The 16,454-nt window shown below is 39.7% G+C and carries 14 protein-coding genes and 1 pseudogene; 6 read left to right on the top strand and 9 right to left on the bottom strand.

From position 1 onward, the window contains the following. Nucleotides 1–80 precede the first annotated feature (80 nt). Nucleotides 81–1,751: a serine/threonine-protein kinase gene (locus CYLST_RS27335; protein ID WP_015210982.1), complete on the bottom strand. Its 1,671-nt coding sequence runs from the start codon at nt 1,749–1,751 to the stop codon at nt 81–83. A gap of 767 nt (nt 1,752–2,518) precedes the next feature. Between CYLST_RS27335 and CYLST_RS27330 the strand changes: the two genes are divergently transcribed. Continuing rightward, nucleotides 2,519–3,535 (top strand): ribose-phosphate pyrophosphokinase, encoded by a 1,017-nt coding sequence (locus CYLST_RS27330; protein ID WP_015210981.1) that lies wholly within the window; start codon nt 2,519–2,521, stop codon nt 3,533–3,535. A gap of 181 nt (nt 3,536–3,716) precedes the next feature. Here the strand turns inward: CYLST_RS27330 and CYLST_RS27325 are convergent, their stop codons facing one another. The 5 genes from CYLST_RS27325 to CYLST_RS27305 form a co-directional block, all read right to left on the bottom strand. Further along, a complete protein-coding gene (locus CYLST_RS27325; RefSeq protein WP_015210980.1) occupies nt 3,717–4,289 on the bottom strand; it encodes an HD domain-containing protein in 573 nt (190 codons plus the stop codon). Between the two features lie 5 nt (nt 4,290–4,294). Then, nucleotides 4,295–4,648, bottom strand: coding sequence for a helix-turn-helix domain-containing transcriptional regulator (locus tag CYLST_RS27320; RefSeq protein ID WP_015210979.1), 354 nt, complete (start codon nt 4,646–4,648; stop codon nt 4,295–4,297). A 4-nt stretch (nt 4,649–4,652) separates the two neighbouring features. Further along, nucleotides 4,653–4,979 (bottom strand): type II toxin-antitoxin system RelE/ParE family toxin, encoded by a 327-nt coding sequence (locus CYLST_RS27315; RefSeq protein WP_015210978.1) that lies wholly within the window; start codon nt 4,977–4,979, stop codon nt 4,653–4,655. Between the two features lie 111 nt (nt 4,980–5,090). Further along, nucleotides 5,091–5,954, bottom strand: coding sequence for a serine/threonine protein kinase (locus CYLST_RS27310; protein ID WP_015210977.1), 864 nt, complete (start codon nt 5,952–5,954; stop codon nt 5,091–5,093). 138 nt (nt 5,955–6,092) lie between these two features. Then, complete coding sequence (locus CYLST_RS27305) at nt 6,093–6,305, bottom strand: helix-turn-helix domain-containing protein (RefSeq protein WP_015210975.1); 213 nt, start codon at nt 6,303–6,305, stop codon at nt 6,093–6,095. Between the two features lie 489 nt (nt 6,306–6,794). Between CYLST_RS27305 and typA the strand changes: the two genes are divergently transcribed. Together typA and CYLST_RS27295 are read left to right on the top strand one after the other, a co-directional pair. Continuing rightward, the gene (gene typA / locus CYLST_RS27300) at nt 6,795–8,585 is read left to right on the top strand and encodes a translational GTPase TypA (RefSeq protein ID WP_015210974.1); all 1,791 of its coding nucleotides are present in this window, start codon (nt 6,795–6,797) and stop codon (nt 8,583–8,585) included. A 341-nt stretch (nt 8,586–8,926) separates the two neighbouring features. Next, a pseudogene (locus CYLST_RS27295) lies at nt 8,927–9,571 on the top strand (Uma2 family endonuclease). Nucleotides 9,572–9,573: 2 nt separating this feature from the next. On the opposite strand, the gene CYLST_RS27290 reads toward CYLST_RS27295, so the two are convergent. From CYLST_RS27290 to CYLST_RS27280, 3 genes are all read right to left on the bottom strand, one after another. Next, on the bottom strand, nt 9,574–12,972 hold the full coding sequence (locus tag CYLST_RS27290; RefSeq protein WP_015210973.1) for a VPA1262 family protein: 3,399 nt from the start codon (nt 12,970–12,972) through the stop codon (nt 9,574–9,576). Nucleotides 12,973–13,144: 172 nt separating this feature from the next. Then, complete coding sequence (locus CYLST_RS27285) at nt 13,145–13,588, bottom strand: DUF29 domain-containing protein (RefSeq protein ID WP_015210972.1); 444 nt, start codon at nt 13,586–13,588, stop codon at nt 13,145–13,147. A gap of 114 nt (nt 13,589–13,702) precedes the next feature. Next, nucleotides 13,703–14,014 (bottom strand): DUF433 domain-containing protein, encoded by a 312-nt coding sequence (locus CYLST_RS27280; protein ID WP_015210971.1) that lies wholly within the window; start codon nt 14,012–14,014, stop codon nt 13,703–13,705. Between the two features lie 207 nt (nt 14,015–14,221). Here CYLST_RS27280 and CYLST_RS27275 point away from each other — a divergent pair, with 207 nt between their 5' ends. From CYLST_RS27275 to CYLST_RS27265, 3 genes are all read left to right on the top strand, one after another. Continuing rightward, nucleotides 14,222–15,382 (top strand): DUF58 domain-containing protein, encoded by a 1,161-nt coding sequence (locus tag CYLST_RS27275; RefSeq protein WP_015210970.1) that lies wholly within the window; start codon nt 14,222–14,224, stop codon nt 15,380–15,382. A 219-nt stretch (nt 15,383–15,601) separates the two neighbouring features. Continuing rightward, nucleotides 15,602–15,967: a ferredoxin thioredoxin reductase catalytic beta subunit gene (locus CYLST_RS27270; RefSeq protein WP_015210969.1), complete on the top strand. Its 366-nt coding sequence runs from the start codon at nt 15,602–15,604 to the stop codon at nt 15,965–15,967. Further along, the gene (locus CYLST_RS27265; RefSeq protein ID WP_015210968.1) at nt 15,964–16,392 is read left to right on the top strand and encodes a DUF309 domain-containing protein; all 429 of its coding nucleotides are present in this window, start codon (nt 15,964–15,966) and stop codon (nt 16,390–16,392) included. Before CYLST_RS27270 ends, CYLST_RS27265 begins: the two co-directional genes overlap by 4 nt. The last annotated feature ends 62 nt before the right edge of the window (nt 16,393–16,454 follow it).

Below are 16,454 nucleotides of genomic sequence, written 5' to 3'. Positions count from 1 at the left end.
AATCCTATATTACAGTGTAATTTAGGCATCCTAAACGATAGCATCTGTCATTGTTAAGGATGCCATCAATACTGCTTAATTTAGGGTGAACTTGTTTCACCAGGGGCTGGTGTTGGTGTTATTTCCGCCTCTGGTTTTTGTGGTTCTTCGCTAGTAGTGGGGCTTGGTGTTGCTGTTGGTGTTATTGTGGGCGTTGGTGTTGGTGTGACTGTTGGCGTGGGCGTTGGTGTCGGCGTTGCTTTAACTGGGTTTTCTAAAGAAACATTTAGGGTATAATCACTTGCGGCAACCGATGGAGCCAAACTTAATTGAATAGTATATCTACCAGTAGAAGGCAATATTCCTTCGTATGCTTGAACTTCCAGGGATTGATTATCAATTGGTTGGCGATTGGAACGTAAGATAGTTAACAAAATACCACTTCCTTGGTCAACAGACGCAGTTAACTTTTGCCCTACTTCGCCAATAAAGGAGTACCGGAATATTTGATTTGCTTTGAGAGTGTCATCTACTTTAGTTGTGTTAGATGCTCCTAAATTGAGGCGCTTATTCAACACAACAAATTCAATTTTGGTGGGTGTGGGTGTGGGTGTAGATGTGGGTGTGGCTGTGGGTGTTGGTGTTGTACTACCAGAAATAACTGGTGAGGGGAAAGTTTGTGGCGGTGCTGCTTCTGGTGTTGTTTTTGATTGACTGCGGATCGAATTCACCAGCGCCCAAGAACCTAATCCCGCTAGAATCACTACAGCGCTACCAATTGCCCCAACTGCAAACGGGCTATCTAAGATTGAGCCATCGCGACTCTTTAGAATTACAGGATGGGGTTTGTTGGGGAAAGATGAAGGTGGTAAGGGGTCAGGACGATGACCCACAGCGATAGTTTGCAGGTGAGATACGGGAATAGAGACATGGGGTTGATCTAAAGATTGCAGGGCTTGGAGTACATCCGCAGCACTTTGATAGCGATCGCTTGGTTTATAATTCAACATCCGCTGCAAAACCTCGGCAAATAGCGGATTAACTCCCACCCACTGTTGCCAATTCCAAGTTAATTGGGTTTGATCAAATAGCGCCGTTGCTTCTTTACCAGTCAGCAAAACGATCGCCGTTACCCCTAAAGCATACAAGTCACTACTAGGATAAGCTTGCCCTGTTTGCATTTGCTCACTGGGAGAATAGCCTAATTTACCCACAGAGGTGACTGGCGTTGTGTCTGGGGATTGCAATCTGGTTGCTAATTCTTTCACCACCCCAAAATCGATTAACACTGGCTTGTCGTCACCAGCTCGCAAAATAATATTTTCTGGTGAAATATCCCGGTGAATAATCCCCAGACTATGAATATGCTGCAAAACGGGTAACAAAGAAATCAGCCACTGCAATACTTCTGCCTCGGTGAAGGCAAGACCTTCAGCAAGACGTTCAGCCAGCAGCGCCCGGTAGGTCTTACCTGCAACATAGTCCTCCACCAAAAACAAGCGATCGTCTTGTTCAAACCTCTCTCGGAATTTAGGTACTTGTGGATGATCGATTTGATACAAAATAGCAGATTCTCGCTGGAAAAGCTCTTGCGCCTTTTCAAGAGCGAAAGACCCCGTTGCTGTGAGAATCAACTCTTTAATCGCGCAAGGTTCATTAAAGCGCCTCTGGTCTTCTGCAAGATAGGTTCTACCAAATCCTCCCTGTCCGAGAATTTGAATTATGCGGTAACGGTTTTGTAGGACAGTACCAACTGTAATGGGTGGTTGCATGATCAATTGATAGAGTGTAGTGGCAACTGAGGAGAAAGTCTTCTACAGCATGAAGTATAAAGGCTAAAGGCTGAAGTATCCAGAACGTGAACCTTTATGTTTCGTTGCCATCTCCATCATTGCTCTCCCTTGGGGAAAGTCAGAACTTTCGCACTTTTGCTTGTGTAGTAAGTTTTTAATCTATTTTCAGCTATTTTCGCAAAGACGCTAACGCTAACGCTACTCTAGCTCGTAGCAGCAGAGGCGAGCAACTAGTGCCGGGTGGCAGAAATAACTATCCAGTTTAAAAAATAGAACAAGCCTATCAAATAAGCTTTCTTGCCTCTTACCTCTGGCCTACTTGGACTAGGTTTTGCTGTGCAGTACAGGTATAGTGGCGAGAGAACTGCTGGCAACAACCAGAGTTTCGGCAACCGAGTTCAGCATCAGGATCATATAGCATGGGTATGTTGAATTTTTCCTCAACCTGTGAATTGGTTGCTATCAGTTATAAAATTAAGCAAGTAGAATTTAGTAATCTACCACACCAGGTTTTCATGATTTGCGTTGTTTACCTCAACCCAAAAAATTTGCACAAAAAATCTAGTTGACAGACTTGATGTCAGTTAAGCTATCAATGGTTTGTTTAGCATCAGGGCTAAAAAATTAGCCCATTGTTAATTTTATGGAGAAATGTTTAAAGTTTGTGTGAAATTTTCAACAAAACTTACAGGCGTTGTTTAGGCTATTTCGGTTAAATCTGCTAAATATCTAATGATAATATTGCCATGAATGCACATCGAGGATCTGCTGTGCTCAGTTCTGCAACTTTAAAAGTGCAGCCAGTGACAACAGGACTGACTGAAAATCATCGCCTGCGGTTATTTTCTGGCTCTGCCAACGTACCACTGTCTCAAGAAGTCGCTCGTTATCTGGGGATGGACTTGGGGCCAATGATTCGCAAAAGATTTGCGGATGGAGAACTCTACGTTCAAATCCAAGAATCGATTCGGGGTTGCGATGTCTATTTAATCCAGCCAACTTGTCAACCTGTAAACGATCATTTAATGGAATTGTTGATTATGGTTGACGCCTGTCGTCGAGCTTCTGCGCGACAGGTTACAGCAGTAATACCCTACTATGGTTACGCTCGTGCCGATCGCAAAACGGCAGGCAGAGAGTCAATAACTGCCAAGCTAGTTGCTAACCTGATTACTCAAGCAGGTGCTAACCGGATTCTGGCAATGGATTTGCATGCAGCGCAAATTCAAGGTTATTTCGATATTCCCTTTGATCATGTTTACGGTTCGCCAGTTCTGCTGGATTATTTAGCCAGCAAAGAACTACAAGACATTGTGGTTGTTTCCCCCGATGTCGGCGGTGTCGCACGAGCCAGGGCATTTGCGAAAAAGCTAAATGATGCCCCACTGGCAATTATTGATAAACGTCGTCAGGCTCATAATGTAGCCGAAGTGATGAATGTTATCGGTGATGTCAAGGGGAAAACGGCTGTGTTGGTAGATGACATGATCGATACTGGTGGCACGATTGCAGAAGGAGCCAGGTTGCTGCGGGAGGAAGGCGCAAGTCAGGTATATGCCTGTGCAACTCATGCAGTGTTCTCTCCGCCGGCAATTGAGCGGTTGTCAAGTGGCTTATTTGAGGAAGTTATAGTCACTAATACAATTCCTATCCCCGAAAACAATCACTTTCCCCAATTAGTGGTGCTTTCAGTGGCTAATCTGCTAGGTGAAGCCATCTGGCGAATTCATGAAGATAGTTCACTCAGTAGTCTGTTTCGCTAACAAACAAAGGACTGTGATCAACTGGCATATTAGTAGGGTGCGTCAGATATCGAAAATCTGTTATGGTTACCGAATTATTGAGTCTGACGCACCCGACAAAAGTCTGTTTCGCTAACAAACAAAAGACAGTAATCAACCAAATTATGAAGTGTGAAGGATGAAATGATTCAGCCTTCATCCTTCATTTTTTATGGTTTGTCAGCATCTCTAACTCTAAAACTACCCGTTCTAGTTCTTCTACCAGGGGAGTTACTTTCGTTTTGTTAAAAGCATCCACCAGCGCTCGATAATACCACAGTGTACCCGTTCTACCGCCCTGAAAGCGTTGCCACAGTGTTTCACCGACGATGCGATAATCTCTGAGAATTGACTGAGCATTGTAGAGTTTATCCGCTGCGGAAACTAGCAGCACTGATGGGGAAGCGGTGGGAATATGGGCAATATATGCTTGTTTGCGCTGTTTCCAAGGGGGTTTGGGTGTGGTGTCGGCGTCTGTGCAAGCATCGACAATTGCTGTCACGTTCTCACCAAAGCGCTGGCGGATTTCTGCTCTTGTGGCAGCACCGCCTTGATCTTCGATGGCATCATGTAATAAAGATGCGATCGCTTCGTCTTCGTTAGCACCATGTTCTAATGCAATACTGGTGACACCCAATAAATGGGCAATATAAGGGACTCCTGAGCCTTTACGCACCTGTTTGGCGTGGAGTTCGGTGGCGTAGGTAAGGGCTGCGGTAAAGCGTTCTGATAGCATTTTGGTTAAACAGGAACTTCGGAGCTAGTGACAGCATTAGTGATGTTATTATCTTCTACCTTTTCAGCAACAGCAACGGTTAGTTTTAATCCCAAAGCATTTAGCCAAGTTCCCAGATTATAAATTGCTTCACTTCCCTGTTGGGATAGCAATTCATCTAGTTTTTCTCGATGCAGTTTTGCTTCTTCAGGTGTCATATTTTGTTCACTCAGTGCTTCGGCTACATTGCTGAGTACAAGTTTGAGTAGTTCAGGTTCGGGATCTTGTTCTTCAAACACAGCTTCAATATAACCAGCCGCATGATTTTTGTCTTTGAGATGTGAGATTAAAAAGTCTTGGTAAGGTAAACTTTTAAGCATTTGTTTAACTCCTGTAGGCTTTCCAGTATTCTAGAGCTTGGCGAATATCTTGCTGTTGACTACTTTTGTCTCCACCGCATAGTAGAAGTACTATGGTTGTGCCAATTTGTCCAAAATAAACACGATAACCAGGCCCAAAGTCAATTCTTAATTCGTATACTCCTTGTTCAATTGAGCGGTAATCACCTAAATTACCTAGCTTTACTCGCTCCAATCTCACAATAACTTTATCTTTAGCTTTAGTATCTCGTAAAGAATTAAACCAGTCATCAAAGGGAATCTTGTTATCAAGTGTAATATATCTTTGAATTTCTCGCGGTAGTGCTTCCATGATGTAATTTTATGTTATCGCATTTTCATGTTGGTGTTGGGGTTGATGGGGAAACGAACCGCAGAGGCGCAGAGGACGCGGAGTTAAGATGTAGAGAGAGTTAACGCTTTTCTATTCTTCTAAGGAAAGTTCAATAACTTCTAAGAACAATTCGTCTATATTTAAACTCGTAATTTTTGGTACTTTTAAAAGTTCTAACCATTCTTGAACTGACTGAGGACGGTTATCTGGTTGTAACTCCATTCCTTTAAGAATTGCCTTATTAATTCTATTACTAATACTAGAATTAAGTTTTTTGGGTTCCGCTAGTTGACAACCAATTGCTCTAGAGACTGCGGATTCAGGTTCTGATCCCGTTAGCAATTTGTATAGGGTTGCAGCTAAAGAGTATACATCCATAAAAGGGCCGCGCTTGGCACGAGGATTATATTGCTCAGGTGGTGCATAGAAAGGTGTAAAAAATGCTGTATGAGTCTGCGTTACATTAGGGGCAAACTCACGGGAAATTCCAAAATCAATCAGAACGGCTTCAGATTTATTACTTCTTACTAGGATATTTTTTGGTGTGACATCCCGATGTAATAAACCATTTTGATGAACAACTGTTAATGCTTCACCAATTTGTCGAATATAGCCTAAAGCCTGAGACTCTGGTACATTTCCTAAACTGCCTAACTCTTCCCCTTCAATATACTCCATGACCATACCCAATAGTCCACCCTCATTGATACAGTTGTAAACTTTAACAATATGAGGATGACTGCATTTAGCTAATCTGAGTGCTTCATTAACAAAATCTTGCTGGCGTTTATCAAAATCATCATTGTCTATATCTGTATCCTTCAGGGTTTTGATAACAAATGGATTGCCATTTTTATCTCTGGCAAGATAAGTAATGCCAAAACCGCCCTGTCCTAACTTCCTTTCAATGGTATACTTACCATCCTGCAATCGCTGTCCTGATAGCCAAGCCATTACTTATAAATTTATAGAGATATAAGTTAATTTTGGCACGGACTTTAAGTAAATGCCCGTGAAAAAGGATACCAAAATCAATGTCTAACAAATTGATGTAGAGACGTTGCATGCAACGTCTCTAGGTTTTTTCTAAGCTTATTCTTCGACTACATCAAACAAGTCTTCAATTAACACATCAAAAGTCCGTGCTAGTCTTCGCAAGGCAGTTAAATCAGCCATCACCATTCCCGGAGACACGGCATAACTTTTCACGGTACTATATGGCACTTTAGACCGCTCAGAAACTTCCTTGAGTGTCCAGCCTTCTCTAGCGGCAAACTCTTTAATCCGTAACTTGACCAAACCCATTGTTGACACTTGGCGGATGTATCGACTGACAAGAGCAAATTTTGGTAAATGCAACTCCGGCGGGCTTCCTTGGACATCGCCACTGGTTTGTCAAACTCAGGCGATCGCGATCTTAAATCAACAGCCCATCTAAAATCATAACACCGCCATCTCAACCCGAATCCTCCAGCAATTATGCCTAGCCATTGATCTTTCCCAACTCTGCACTTGGGGTCATTGGTAAACTTAATTAAATTTACCCTTTCCCCAAAAAGTCCGAGAATCCTTACCAAGTAAATATTTCACAGCCAAATACACCCTTCAAATCGCCTCAAATTTTTGTTGCGGACGCAGTTGCAAAATTTTACTTAATTGTGACAATTAAGCTAGAATTGTTAAAGGTTCTTTACAGAATTTGCTGATCGTGCCTAATTCTGTTAGAAAAGCCTATCACTCTAACATTTAGTTGTTAATCCAAAAATCCCTTCTAAGAGTTCGCAAAAAGCTTCTATGACGCTCCCAATTCGTAACGTCGCCATTATTGCCCACGTTGACCACGGCAAAACCACCCTCGTTGATGCACTCCTCAAACAATCCGGCATTTTCCGCGAAGGGGAAGACGTTCCGGATTGCGTCATGGACTCCAACGCCCTAGAAAGGGAACGAGGAATTACTATCCTTTCCAAAAATACAGCGGTTCGCTATAAAGAAACGCTGATTAATATTGTTGATACCCCTGGACACGCTGACTTCGGCGGTGAAGTGGAACGGGTACTCGGCATGGTTGACGGATGTCTGCTGATTGTTGATGCCAACGAAGGCCCCATGCCCCAAACGCGCTTTGTCCTCAAAAAAGCGTTGGAAAAAGGTCTGCGCCCAATTCTTGTTGTCAACAAAATCGACCGTGGACAAGCTGACCCCCACGTTGCGGTTGATAAAGTTCTCGATCTGTTCTTGGAATTAGGGGCAGATGAAGACCAGTGTGATTTTACCTATCTGTTTGCCTCCGGTATGGGAGGTTACGCCAAGGAAAGCTTGGAAGCAGAAGCGGTAGATATGCAACCTTTATTTGAAGCAATTCTCCGCCACGTACCAGCACCTGTAGGTGACCCCAATAAGCCCCTGCAATTGCAAGTCACAACCCTAGATTATTCTGAATATTTGGGGCGGATTGTCATTGGGAGAATTCACAATGGGACTATCCGCTCTGGGCAGCAAGCCGCGCTGGTTACAGAAGATGGCACCATTGTCAAGGGTAAAATCACCAAGCTGATGGGCTTTGAAGGCTTGAAGCGGGTGGAAATGGAAGAAGCAACCGCCGGCTATATCGTTGCCGTGTCTGGTTTTGCTGATGCTTATATCGGGGAAACGATCACTGACCCCAACGAACCCCAAGCTTTACCACTAATTAAAGTGGATGAACCAACTTTGCAAATGACCTTCTGGGTGAATGATTCTCCCTTTGCTGGTCAAGAAGGTAAGTTGGTAACTTCTCGCCAAGTGCGCGATCGCTTATTCCGCGAATTGGAAACAAACGTCGCCCTGCGGGTTGAAGAAACCGATTCACCAGATAAATTCCTGGTTTCCGGTCGGGGAGAATTACACCTGGGTATCTTAATCGAAACCATGCGCCGCGAAGGTTTCGAGTTCCAAGTATCTCAGCCTCAAGTAATTTACCGTGAAGTTAACGGTCAACCTTGCGAACCTTATGAACTCCTAGTGTTGGACGTTCCCGCCGATGGCGTCGGTAGCTGCATCGAACGCTTGGGACAACGCAAAGGCGAAATGCAAGATATGCAACCTGGTAGTGGCGATCGCACACAACTAGAGTTCGTGATTCCCGCCCGTGGCTTAATTGGTTTCCGGGGTGAATTTATGCGGATGACTCGTGGTGAAGGCATCATGAATCACAGTTTCCTCGACTACCGTCAATTCAGTGGCGAAATTGAAGCCCGGAACAAAGGCGTTTTAATCTCCTTTGAAGAAGGTGTTTCTACCTTCTACGCCATGAGAAACGCTGAAGATAGAGGTTCATTCTTTATCACTCCCGGCACCAAAGTTTACAGAGGCATGATTGTTGGTGAACACAATCGCCCCCAAGACTTAGAACTGAACATCTGTAAAACCAAGCAGCTAACCAACCACCGCGCCGCTGGTGGTGATGAACTGGTACAGTTGCAAGCACCCATAGACATGAGTCTAGAACGTGCCCTTGAGTACATCGGCCCAGATGAATTAGTGGAAGTAACACCCCAATCAATTCGTCTCCGCAAGATGTCCAAGAAATTAGCAAAACGGTAACCCGTAGGGGCGGGGTCTCCCCGCCCTCTTTATTCATCTTTTGAGATTAATAATTTTCGCTTATATCAATTTTTAGAAAAATTGTAGAATTAACAAGTTCTCAATAAATAGCCTCTATTCTCAATATTATTGATACTATTCTCAATTATTTTACGAAGATTGGTGTTTTCAGCGATTGATATTGACAGAGTAATTTTTTTTTGGTATTTTTAGTTAAACTGACAAGACGTTGCCATGAGGTTTTGGGTTCTTTTTTCACGCAGAGACGCGGAGGGAAGAACTAGAGGTTTCTACTAGTTTTAGAATATTTGAACTTTGATATTTTGCAAGGAGTGGAAATGATGTTGTTGGAGCTAAAGCGCATCTATGTACCACCAGGACAAAGAGTTTTATTGCAAAATGTCACTTGGACAGAATTAGAAGCATTTATCGAAGAATTAGGAGAGCATCGTGCAGCACGAATTGCTTATGACAGGGGAATGTTAGAACTTATAACTCCATTACCAGAACATGAAGACGATAAAGAAATTATTAGCGATTTAGTCAAAGCACTATTAGAAGAACTAGATATTGAATTTAGATGTCTTGGTTCTACTACCTTTAAAAATCAATTTATGGAGAAAGGTATAGAACCTGACCAATGTTTTTATATTAAAAATGAAGCTTTAATTCGTGGGAAAAAGTGACTAGATTTAACAATCGATCCTCCACCAGATTTAGCCTTAGAAATTGATATTACTTCCCGCACTCATCCAAATATTTATCAAGCTTTACAGGTTTCAGAACTCTGGCGTTTTGAAAAAGGTAAGTTAAAAATTAATCTTTTACAAGATGGGAATTATGTAGAGTCTCAGTCAAGTTTAAATTTTCCCGATTTACCCTTAATTGAAGTGATTCCCCAATATCTTGAGAAAAGTAAAACCGCAGGGAGAAATGCAACGCTTAAAGCTTTTCGCAATTGGGTAAGAAATAAAGGGGTAGATTGATTTTATGATAATAATAAATAATAATTTTTGATTTGTTTAGTTATATCTAAAGGATCAATTGTATTAAAATTTATGTTTTCAATTGAGTTATCAATATCTTTAATCTTTTGTTCTAATTTATTTAAGGATTCATTGTCCGCTCCAAAATTTACATTTTTTAAACATAATTTATAAAAAATACCAAGCCACAATTGAAGTACAAAAGCATCAAACCAATCACGAGCATTATGAGATTGAGAAAAAGGTTTTTGTAAAATACGTTTGGCTCGTTCAAAAATTTTATTTATTTCTTTTAAATATTCATCTCTATTTTCACTACTTGTATTTATAAGTGACCAACTACAAATTTCTATAATTTCTAAATCGTATGGATAATCCAATGCTTTAATATTTTCTGGTATTTCTTGACCTAGATTAACTTTTAAACGCTTTAATAATATATCAAACCAAAGCTTTACAAGATTATCAAGATTTAATTTTTTAGCATTCAGTAAAGGTAATAACAAGTCACGGTTATTAGAAACAGCCCAACTACCTTCTATTGGGCCACTTAAGCGACGAATAATATCACCCAAAATTGTTTCTTGAGAAAAATCAGGTAGCCATAATTGACAAATATGAACATAAATCTGTTTTCGTAGTATTTCTTGAGCAGGCTTCTCTTGATGATCATTTTGAGCTTGAATTCTTAGATTATAAATCCATTCAGCCAAAGAATATACTTGTTCTTCTATACTCGTTAATTTACTAACCATAGATGATGCGAATTTTAAATTAATTTTTTTGCAGTTTAAAGAAAACCATAAACTTTGTGTTCCAATTGCTCTAATTAATGGAATATCGCTGCTAGGTAATAAATCTAATAATTTTTGATTTGTCTTATTTCCCATAGAAATATATGTTATCTCTTGTACTAACTGTTTGATGAGATAAAATAAAATACTTGCATTTATCCAATTGGTTGAATTTTGATGTTTTAAATTGGTATATAGATTAGATATCACTTCTAGAAAATCTTGAGGAGAATTTTCAATTAAAACTTTACCCGCATATTGTATACTCCAACTATTGGGAGAAGTATACCAATTATTTTCAGATTTTTGTATAAAGTCCCCTGTATATAGAAGTATATCTTTAAAATCTTTTTGGACTAAATTTATAGTTACTCTTACATCTCTATTTTGAGATAATTCAAATGAATTAATTACTTTTTCTTGAATTAAGATTGATGAATTTAATAAAAAATCTCTGATTTTTACATAAAAATTTATACTAACTTGGCTCACTAAAATATTCAAGTATTCTAAATTCTCAACCGTTGCTAAAAGTGATGAAAAAGATATCCATAATTTGGTAAAATTGTCCTGGCTGGCTTGATTGATAAATTCGCTAAAATAATTAATTCTACTATTAATTTCTTTGGTAATTATAAAGCTATCATCTTGATTTAAAATGCCTTTGCTCTGAAGTTGATTCGTTAAATCTGATTGACTAAGATAAACCAAACTATGTTCATTTAGCAATGCTGCAAAGAATAAATTATTGTAAGGAATAGCAGATAGTCCAGTTAGTCTTTGATCGGAACAAAATATTTGTTGATGTTCAACAGATGAAAAAAGAGTCTTCACTTCTCTTTTTTCATTATCTTGAAGTAAATCTGCAACGTATAATTCAACATTATTAATAATGTCATCAGGTATTGGAGTAATCAGCAAAGGGTGATTACTGGTTGCACTTTGAAGAGAGTTGGATAGATGATATCCTGTTTTGACCTTACCTTGTTGATCAAAAATTAAAATGTAGCGATCATGAAATAATTGTTTATCTCCTCCTCCTTTACTTGTAATATCAAGTAATCTAAATTTTAAATTTATTAATAAAAGTAAATTATGTTCACAAGCTGCTTTTAATCCTAAAGATTTGTATTGTGAGATAGTTTGTGTATTTGTGACCACTACATATTCTGTTTGAATAGCTTCTGCTCTTGCGACTACTTCAAAAATATCAGTAGCATCAAAATAAGGATCAAGAAATAAAACTTTGGTAAATTGATGATTGTTAGTTATAGATTTAAGCCATTCGAAAAAACTTAAACGACCTGGATCATTATCTGAATTTTCCCAACCTTTTTGAAAAAATTGACCTCCAGAAGACTGAGGGTAAAGTTTATTGGTTAATTTACGAATATCTTCATTAGCTGATTTCCAAGGAGAAATTTGAGCTTGAGTAATAGTTACATTTTCAGAATGGAATTGTTGAATAACTTCATTTTTTTTAATTCTTGCTTTTAGTTTTGAATTTTTCCACTTTTCCAACCAGTTTGATGGTAATCGAATTTCTGGCTCTAATTTACTTATCCCAGAAACTATTTCATCTATTAAAGTAATGGAATTTTCATAAATAATTTCCCAAAATTCTTTTCCATCTCTCCTAACCCAAACAGTTATCATAGCTGCTTCTACTTGTTGCTCACTATTAAACTCTAGTTCTATAGGTTTCTGAGTATCAATATGGTCATTTTTACACTGATCTAAAACAACCTCTTCTTGATTCCAGCAGCGACAGCGTATTAATAAATTAGTATTAGGGTTAAAAGTATCTGTTAAGATATTTACCTTGGTAGTATAATTATTTACTATTTTAAAGCTAATTTTTTCTTGTTCATAGTCATCTGCAAGAGGAAAACACAACCATTCAATATTGCCTAAACGCTTACTATCTATGTAGCAAAAGTCTAATCCTGTTTCTTCTTTTAAATGAGATAAACAGTTTTTAATTAGTTGATCTGTACAAGGTAAATCAGAATTTTTATTTTGCTCTTTAAATAAAGATAGCTTATTACAATTCCATAAAGAAGCTGAAAATCCTGATACTTGCTCAAAAGGATTTGTAATATGTCGTTTTACATTGCTCAGTCTAGTTTCTAGTAGAATTGTAGGTCGAATAGCAAACTTCTTACTTAAATCTTTTTGATTCAACGCAAGCTTTAGCGTACCATAATTATGATGTGTTGGATTAGCTATGTTAATATTTGTACAAGCTTGTGTTAAAGATAAACCTTGGCATAGTTCTTTAATAAGACCAAAAATTACATTACTGTTAGAGTACAAGGTTAATTTAGCAATACGAAATTTGTATGAATTTTGTTGCTCTCCTAATGATTGTTTTTTACCACCATCAGCCTCAGACCATTTATCGGGTTTATAATAAGTAGAAGGAATAATCCATCCGTATAACAATCTATATTCTGTTGAGTTTGACTGTGTTATTTCAAGAAGCCATAAATTAAGAGAACAATAATTATTAATATTATTACTGATGACTCTATTTAATCTAGAATCTTGGCGAAGCTTTTCTAGCTGTTCAATTACCTGTTTACTATGCTCATCATTTGGATTCACTATTTTAACTCTCCTCTACAAGTTTGTAAGGTGGGTTAGACACGTAACCCTCTATTAATTTTTAACTATCCAAACTAGCTTTATTGTTTAATCAAGCAACCAAATCAGCCTCAGTTGTAAAATCCAACAAATCTAAAGCTAAATTCCCATAAATCAGATAAGACTGATTTACTTAAGGTAAATAATTGTCATCTAATAATTGTGCAAGAGTGTAAGGACATTTTTCGGGGAAAATAGTTAACTCAGTTTTAATTTGCACAAAATCAACTGCACTTTGATAAATATTCTCTAAATCATCCTGTAACTTGTTTATTAAATTAGTCGTTAAATGATTATTTAAGTCATATCTAAATGTTTTAATTTCTCCAATCCAATGACGATAGTTTCTTTCATATTCTACCTGCCAATATTGGAGTAATAATATATGAATGATGATTTGTCTTAAAAGGCTTTTTGCTTTGGCTAAATCTCTTTTACCCAAGCTTATTAATTCCTCAATTAAGTTTTCTAAATCTAGTTGGTTAAATTGTTTTTGTTTCAATAATTCAATGGTTTCTTCTAGCCATAAATTGTCGTCGGTTTCATAGAGTTGCTTTAAGTTGGTAGTAATTGTCATAATTTCACCTTCTACCTACATTCCATAACGACGCAAACCAAGTGTGATGTCTACGACAAGCTGCTTTGCATCAACGCAGAATCAACATTTTCATCTAGATGAAAGCGAATTCGTTCACTCATTTCTCAATCGTCTGATTTTCTCTTGGAGATGCGAGGGATGATTTTGCTTTAGCCCTTCAACCAACTTATCCTCTTCTGCTGTGCGGCTATCAATCTCGTCTCGGTGATCAAAGTAATAGGCCATTGCTGCATAAACAGATGCCAGTGACAAGTCATATTTACCCGCAATTTCTACCAAGGAATACCCCAGCTTTAAATGCATCACCGCTACATCCTCGACAGCAATGCGGGTGCCAGCAATCCGGGGCTTCCCACTCCGCACATTAGAAGAGATTTCAATATACTCCCGGCTGACTAACTGCATCAATGAATATTCCACCTTTGTTCCATAATTTAATCATACACAGCAGTCCCAGCTCTGATAGAGTTATCGATGGAAAGCCCCAAAATGCTAGACATCGACCTAAATAAAATATGCTTTATCCAGAGACGTTGTACACAACGTCTCTACATTTGTTTTCACTCCTATGCCTACTGTGCATTTCAGCCGTTGTTGAGCTAAAAAGGAAACATGAAAATTACTAAACGCTTTACTAATTGGCTAGAAATCCGCGCTAGTAGCCCTAGTTATGGCGGTTGGGTATTAGCCGGAACTGCTATTTGTTTTTTTGGGGCTGCCGTTAATACAATGGCTGGCTGGTTGTATGTCATCAGTGGAGTTAGTTTCGCTCTTTTGGGTATAGGAGCTTTCTTGCCGCCGCGATCGCTATCTGGTCTAGTTGTCAAACGCCGTTCCATCCAGCCAGTCTCAGCAGGAGACGAATTGACAGTGGAATTAGAAATCCACAATCAGAAACAGCAACCTGCCACCGACCTGCAAATTGAAGATTTATTGCCCTTCGTTTTGGGTAACCCAGTTAAAAGCGCGATCGCACTAATTCAGCCTCAAGACAGTTACACATGGGTATACTCCCACCCCACCCAACGCCGGGGCGTTTATCGCTGGCAGACAACAGAACTCGCTACAGGTGCGCCTTGGGGATTGTTCTGGTGTCGTCGTCCTCAAAAATGCCTAGGAAAAGCGATCGTTTATCCGACAGTCTTACCCCTGGGCACCTGTCCCCTCGTCGATGAAATGGGACAAGAAGATAGCCAAAGAGGTGATCCTCGTGGTAGACCATTGCAGACAGCAACCACAGGATTAGTGCGATCGCTTCGTCCCTACCGCATTGGAGATCCTACCCGTCTCATACATTGGCGTACCAGCGCCCGTTACGGGGAATTACGGGTACGAGAATTAGAAATTATTACAGGTGGAGAAGAAATCATTATTGCCCTTGATACTGCTGCAAATTGGGAAGAAGCGCAGTTTGAACAAGCAGTCATCGCCGCGGCATCTTTGTATTTTTACGCACAACAGCAACAATTGCAAGTACAACTTTGGACAGCATCGACGGGTTTAGTAAAAGGCGATCGCATTGTACTAGAAACCTTGGCCGCAACCACCACCCTAGAAGACGACAGCGCTGTACCTGAAAGCTACCCCTTAATTTGGCTAACACAAAACCCCCTCAGCTTCTCTTCCCTGCCATTAGGTAGCCGCTGGGTATTGTGGGAGAATACTTCTTCAGCATCAGCACAACTGATAATCAATAAAGATTACCCTGGCATTCTCTTGCAAAGTCAGCAAGCACTGCAACCCCAGTTGCAAAAATCATTGCGTTCATATTGAATCCAAATTGTGATGTGTTGAAATTTGTATTTAATTTAAATTAAGTTAAGTTTTTGTGATTTCCGAGATTTCTTCTGATCCCAGCACACTAGATAAACAAGCCTTTGAGCAAAGGTAGGTTAAATTAAAAAACTCAGGTTGGGGAAATACCCCCAGTAATACACCAGTGAGGCTGAGGTACAATGCAAAGAAATATTTAAATTATGAGCAGCCGATCCGATGATCTCATCAGAAGTTAACACAAAATCCAGCGATAAAAGCCTCGAGGCAATGCGGCATTTTTCTGAACAATACGCCAAACGTACTGGTACGTACTTCTGTTCTGAACCTTCTGTCACCGCAGTCGTGATTGAAGGACTAGCTAAACACAAAGATGAAATCGGTGCGCCTTTGTGCCCCTGCCGTCACTACGAAGACAAAGAAGCTGAGGTTGCTGCTGCATATTGGAACTGTCCCTGTGTGCCAATGCGAGAACGCAAAGAGTGCCACTGTATGTTGTTCCTAACCTCAGAAAACGAGTTTGCTGGAGACCAGCAAGAAATCTCTCTCGAAACCATCAAAGAAGTGCGAGAAACTATGGGATGAGCGAAATCATGCCCCAAGAGTTTTGGCAAGGTGTAGAACAGTTCAATTCTGGACAGTTCTATGCCTGTCATGACACTTTAGAAGCTCTGTGGATTGAAGCCACAGAGCCAGATAAAAGCTTTTATCAAGGTATTCTGCAAATAGCAGTGGCGCTGTATCATTTGGGTAATGGCAACTGGCGAGGAGCAGTAATTTTGCTGGGAGAAGGTACTAATCGCCTGCGACGTTACCCAGCTATTTACGGCAGTATTGATGTCGAAGAATTCTTAAATCAGAGTTGGGCATTATTGGCGATACTACAAAAAACAGGCCCAGATAAGATTGCTGCTGGTGACTTCGGTGAAAATGAAACCTTGTCCTTGCCCAGAATTTCGCTAGTAGATAATTTGGAATCAGGACTTGGGAATGGGGAAATAGTGTCCTAGTTCCCAATCAGCAGCGAAAGAATGTGAGAGACTTTACATTTGCGAAGCTAAGGTGTGACGGT

The organism is Cylindrospermum stagnale PCC 7417, assembly GCF_000317535.1.
GTDB classification, from domain to species: domain Bacteria; phylum Cyanobacteriota; class Cyanobacteriia; order Cyanobacteriales; family Nostocaceae; genus Cylindrospermum; species Cylindrospermum stagnale.
The sequence above is the reverse complement of the archived record's forward strand: the minus strand, read 5'-3'. Positions and strand labels throughout refer to the sequence as shown.

Bases quoted from the DNA above. Each gene is read 5' to 3' on its own strand.
- CYLST_RS27335 (WP_015210982.1), bottom strand. From the start codon at position 1,751: ATGCAACCACCCATTACAGTTGGTACTGTCCTACAAAACCGTTACCGC.
- CYLST_RS27330 (WP_015210981.1), top strand. From the start codon at position 2,519: ATGAATGCACATCGAGGATCTGCTGTGCTCAGTTCTGCAACTTTAAAA.
- CYLST_RS27325 (WP_015210980.1), bottom strand. From the start codon at position 4,289: ATGCTATCAGAACGCTTTACCGCAGCCCTTACCTACGCCACCGAACTC.
- CYLST_RS27320 (WP_015210979.1), bottom strand. From the start codon at position 4,648: ATGCTTAAAAGTTTACCTTACCAAGACTTTTTAATCTCACATCTCAAA.
- CYLST_RS27315 (WP_015210978.1), bottom strand. From the start codon at position 4,979: ATGGAAGCACTACCGCGAGAAATTCAAAGATATATTACACTTGATAAC.
- CYLST_RS27310 (WP_015210977.1), bottom strand. From the start codon at position 5,954: ATGGCTTGGCTATCAGGACAGCGATTGCAGGATGGTAAGTATACCATT.
- CYLST_RS27305 (WP_015210975.1), bottom strand. From the start codon at position 6,305: ATGGGTTTGGTCAAGTTACGGATTAAAGAGTTTGCCGCTAGAGAAGGC.
- typA (WP_015210974.1), top strand. From the start codon at position 6,795: ATGACGCTCCCAATTCGTAACGTCGCCATTATTGCCCACGTTGACCAC.
- CYLST_RS27285 (WP_015210972.1), bottom strand. From the start codon at position 13,588: ATGACAATTACTACCAACTTAAAGCAACTCTATGAAACCGACGACAAT.
- CYLST_RS27280 (WP_015210971.1), bottom strand. From the start codon at position 14,014: ATGCAGTTAGTCAGCCGGGAGTATATTGAAATCTCTTCTAATGTGCGG.
- CYLST_RS27275 (WP_015210970.1), top strand. From the start codon at position 14,222: ATGAAAATTACTAAACGCTTTACTAATTGGCTAGAAATCCGCGCTAGT.
- CYLST_RS27270 (WP_015210969.1), top strand. From the start codon at position 15,602: ATGATCTCATCAGAAGTTAACACAAAATCCAGCGATAAAAGCCTCGAG.
- CYLST_RS27265 (WP_015210968.1), top strand. From the start codon at position 15,964: ATGAGCGAAATCATGCCCCAAGAGTTTTGGCAAGGTGTAGAACAGTTC.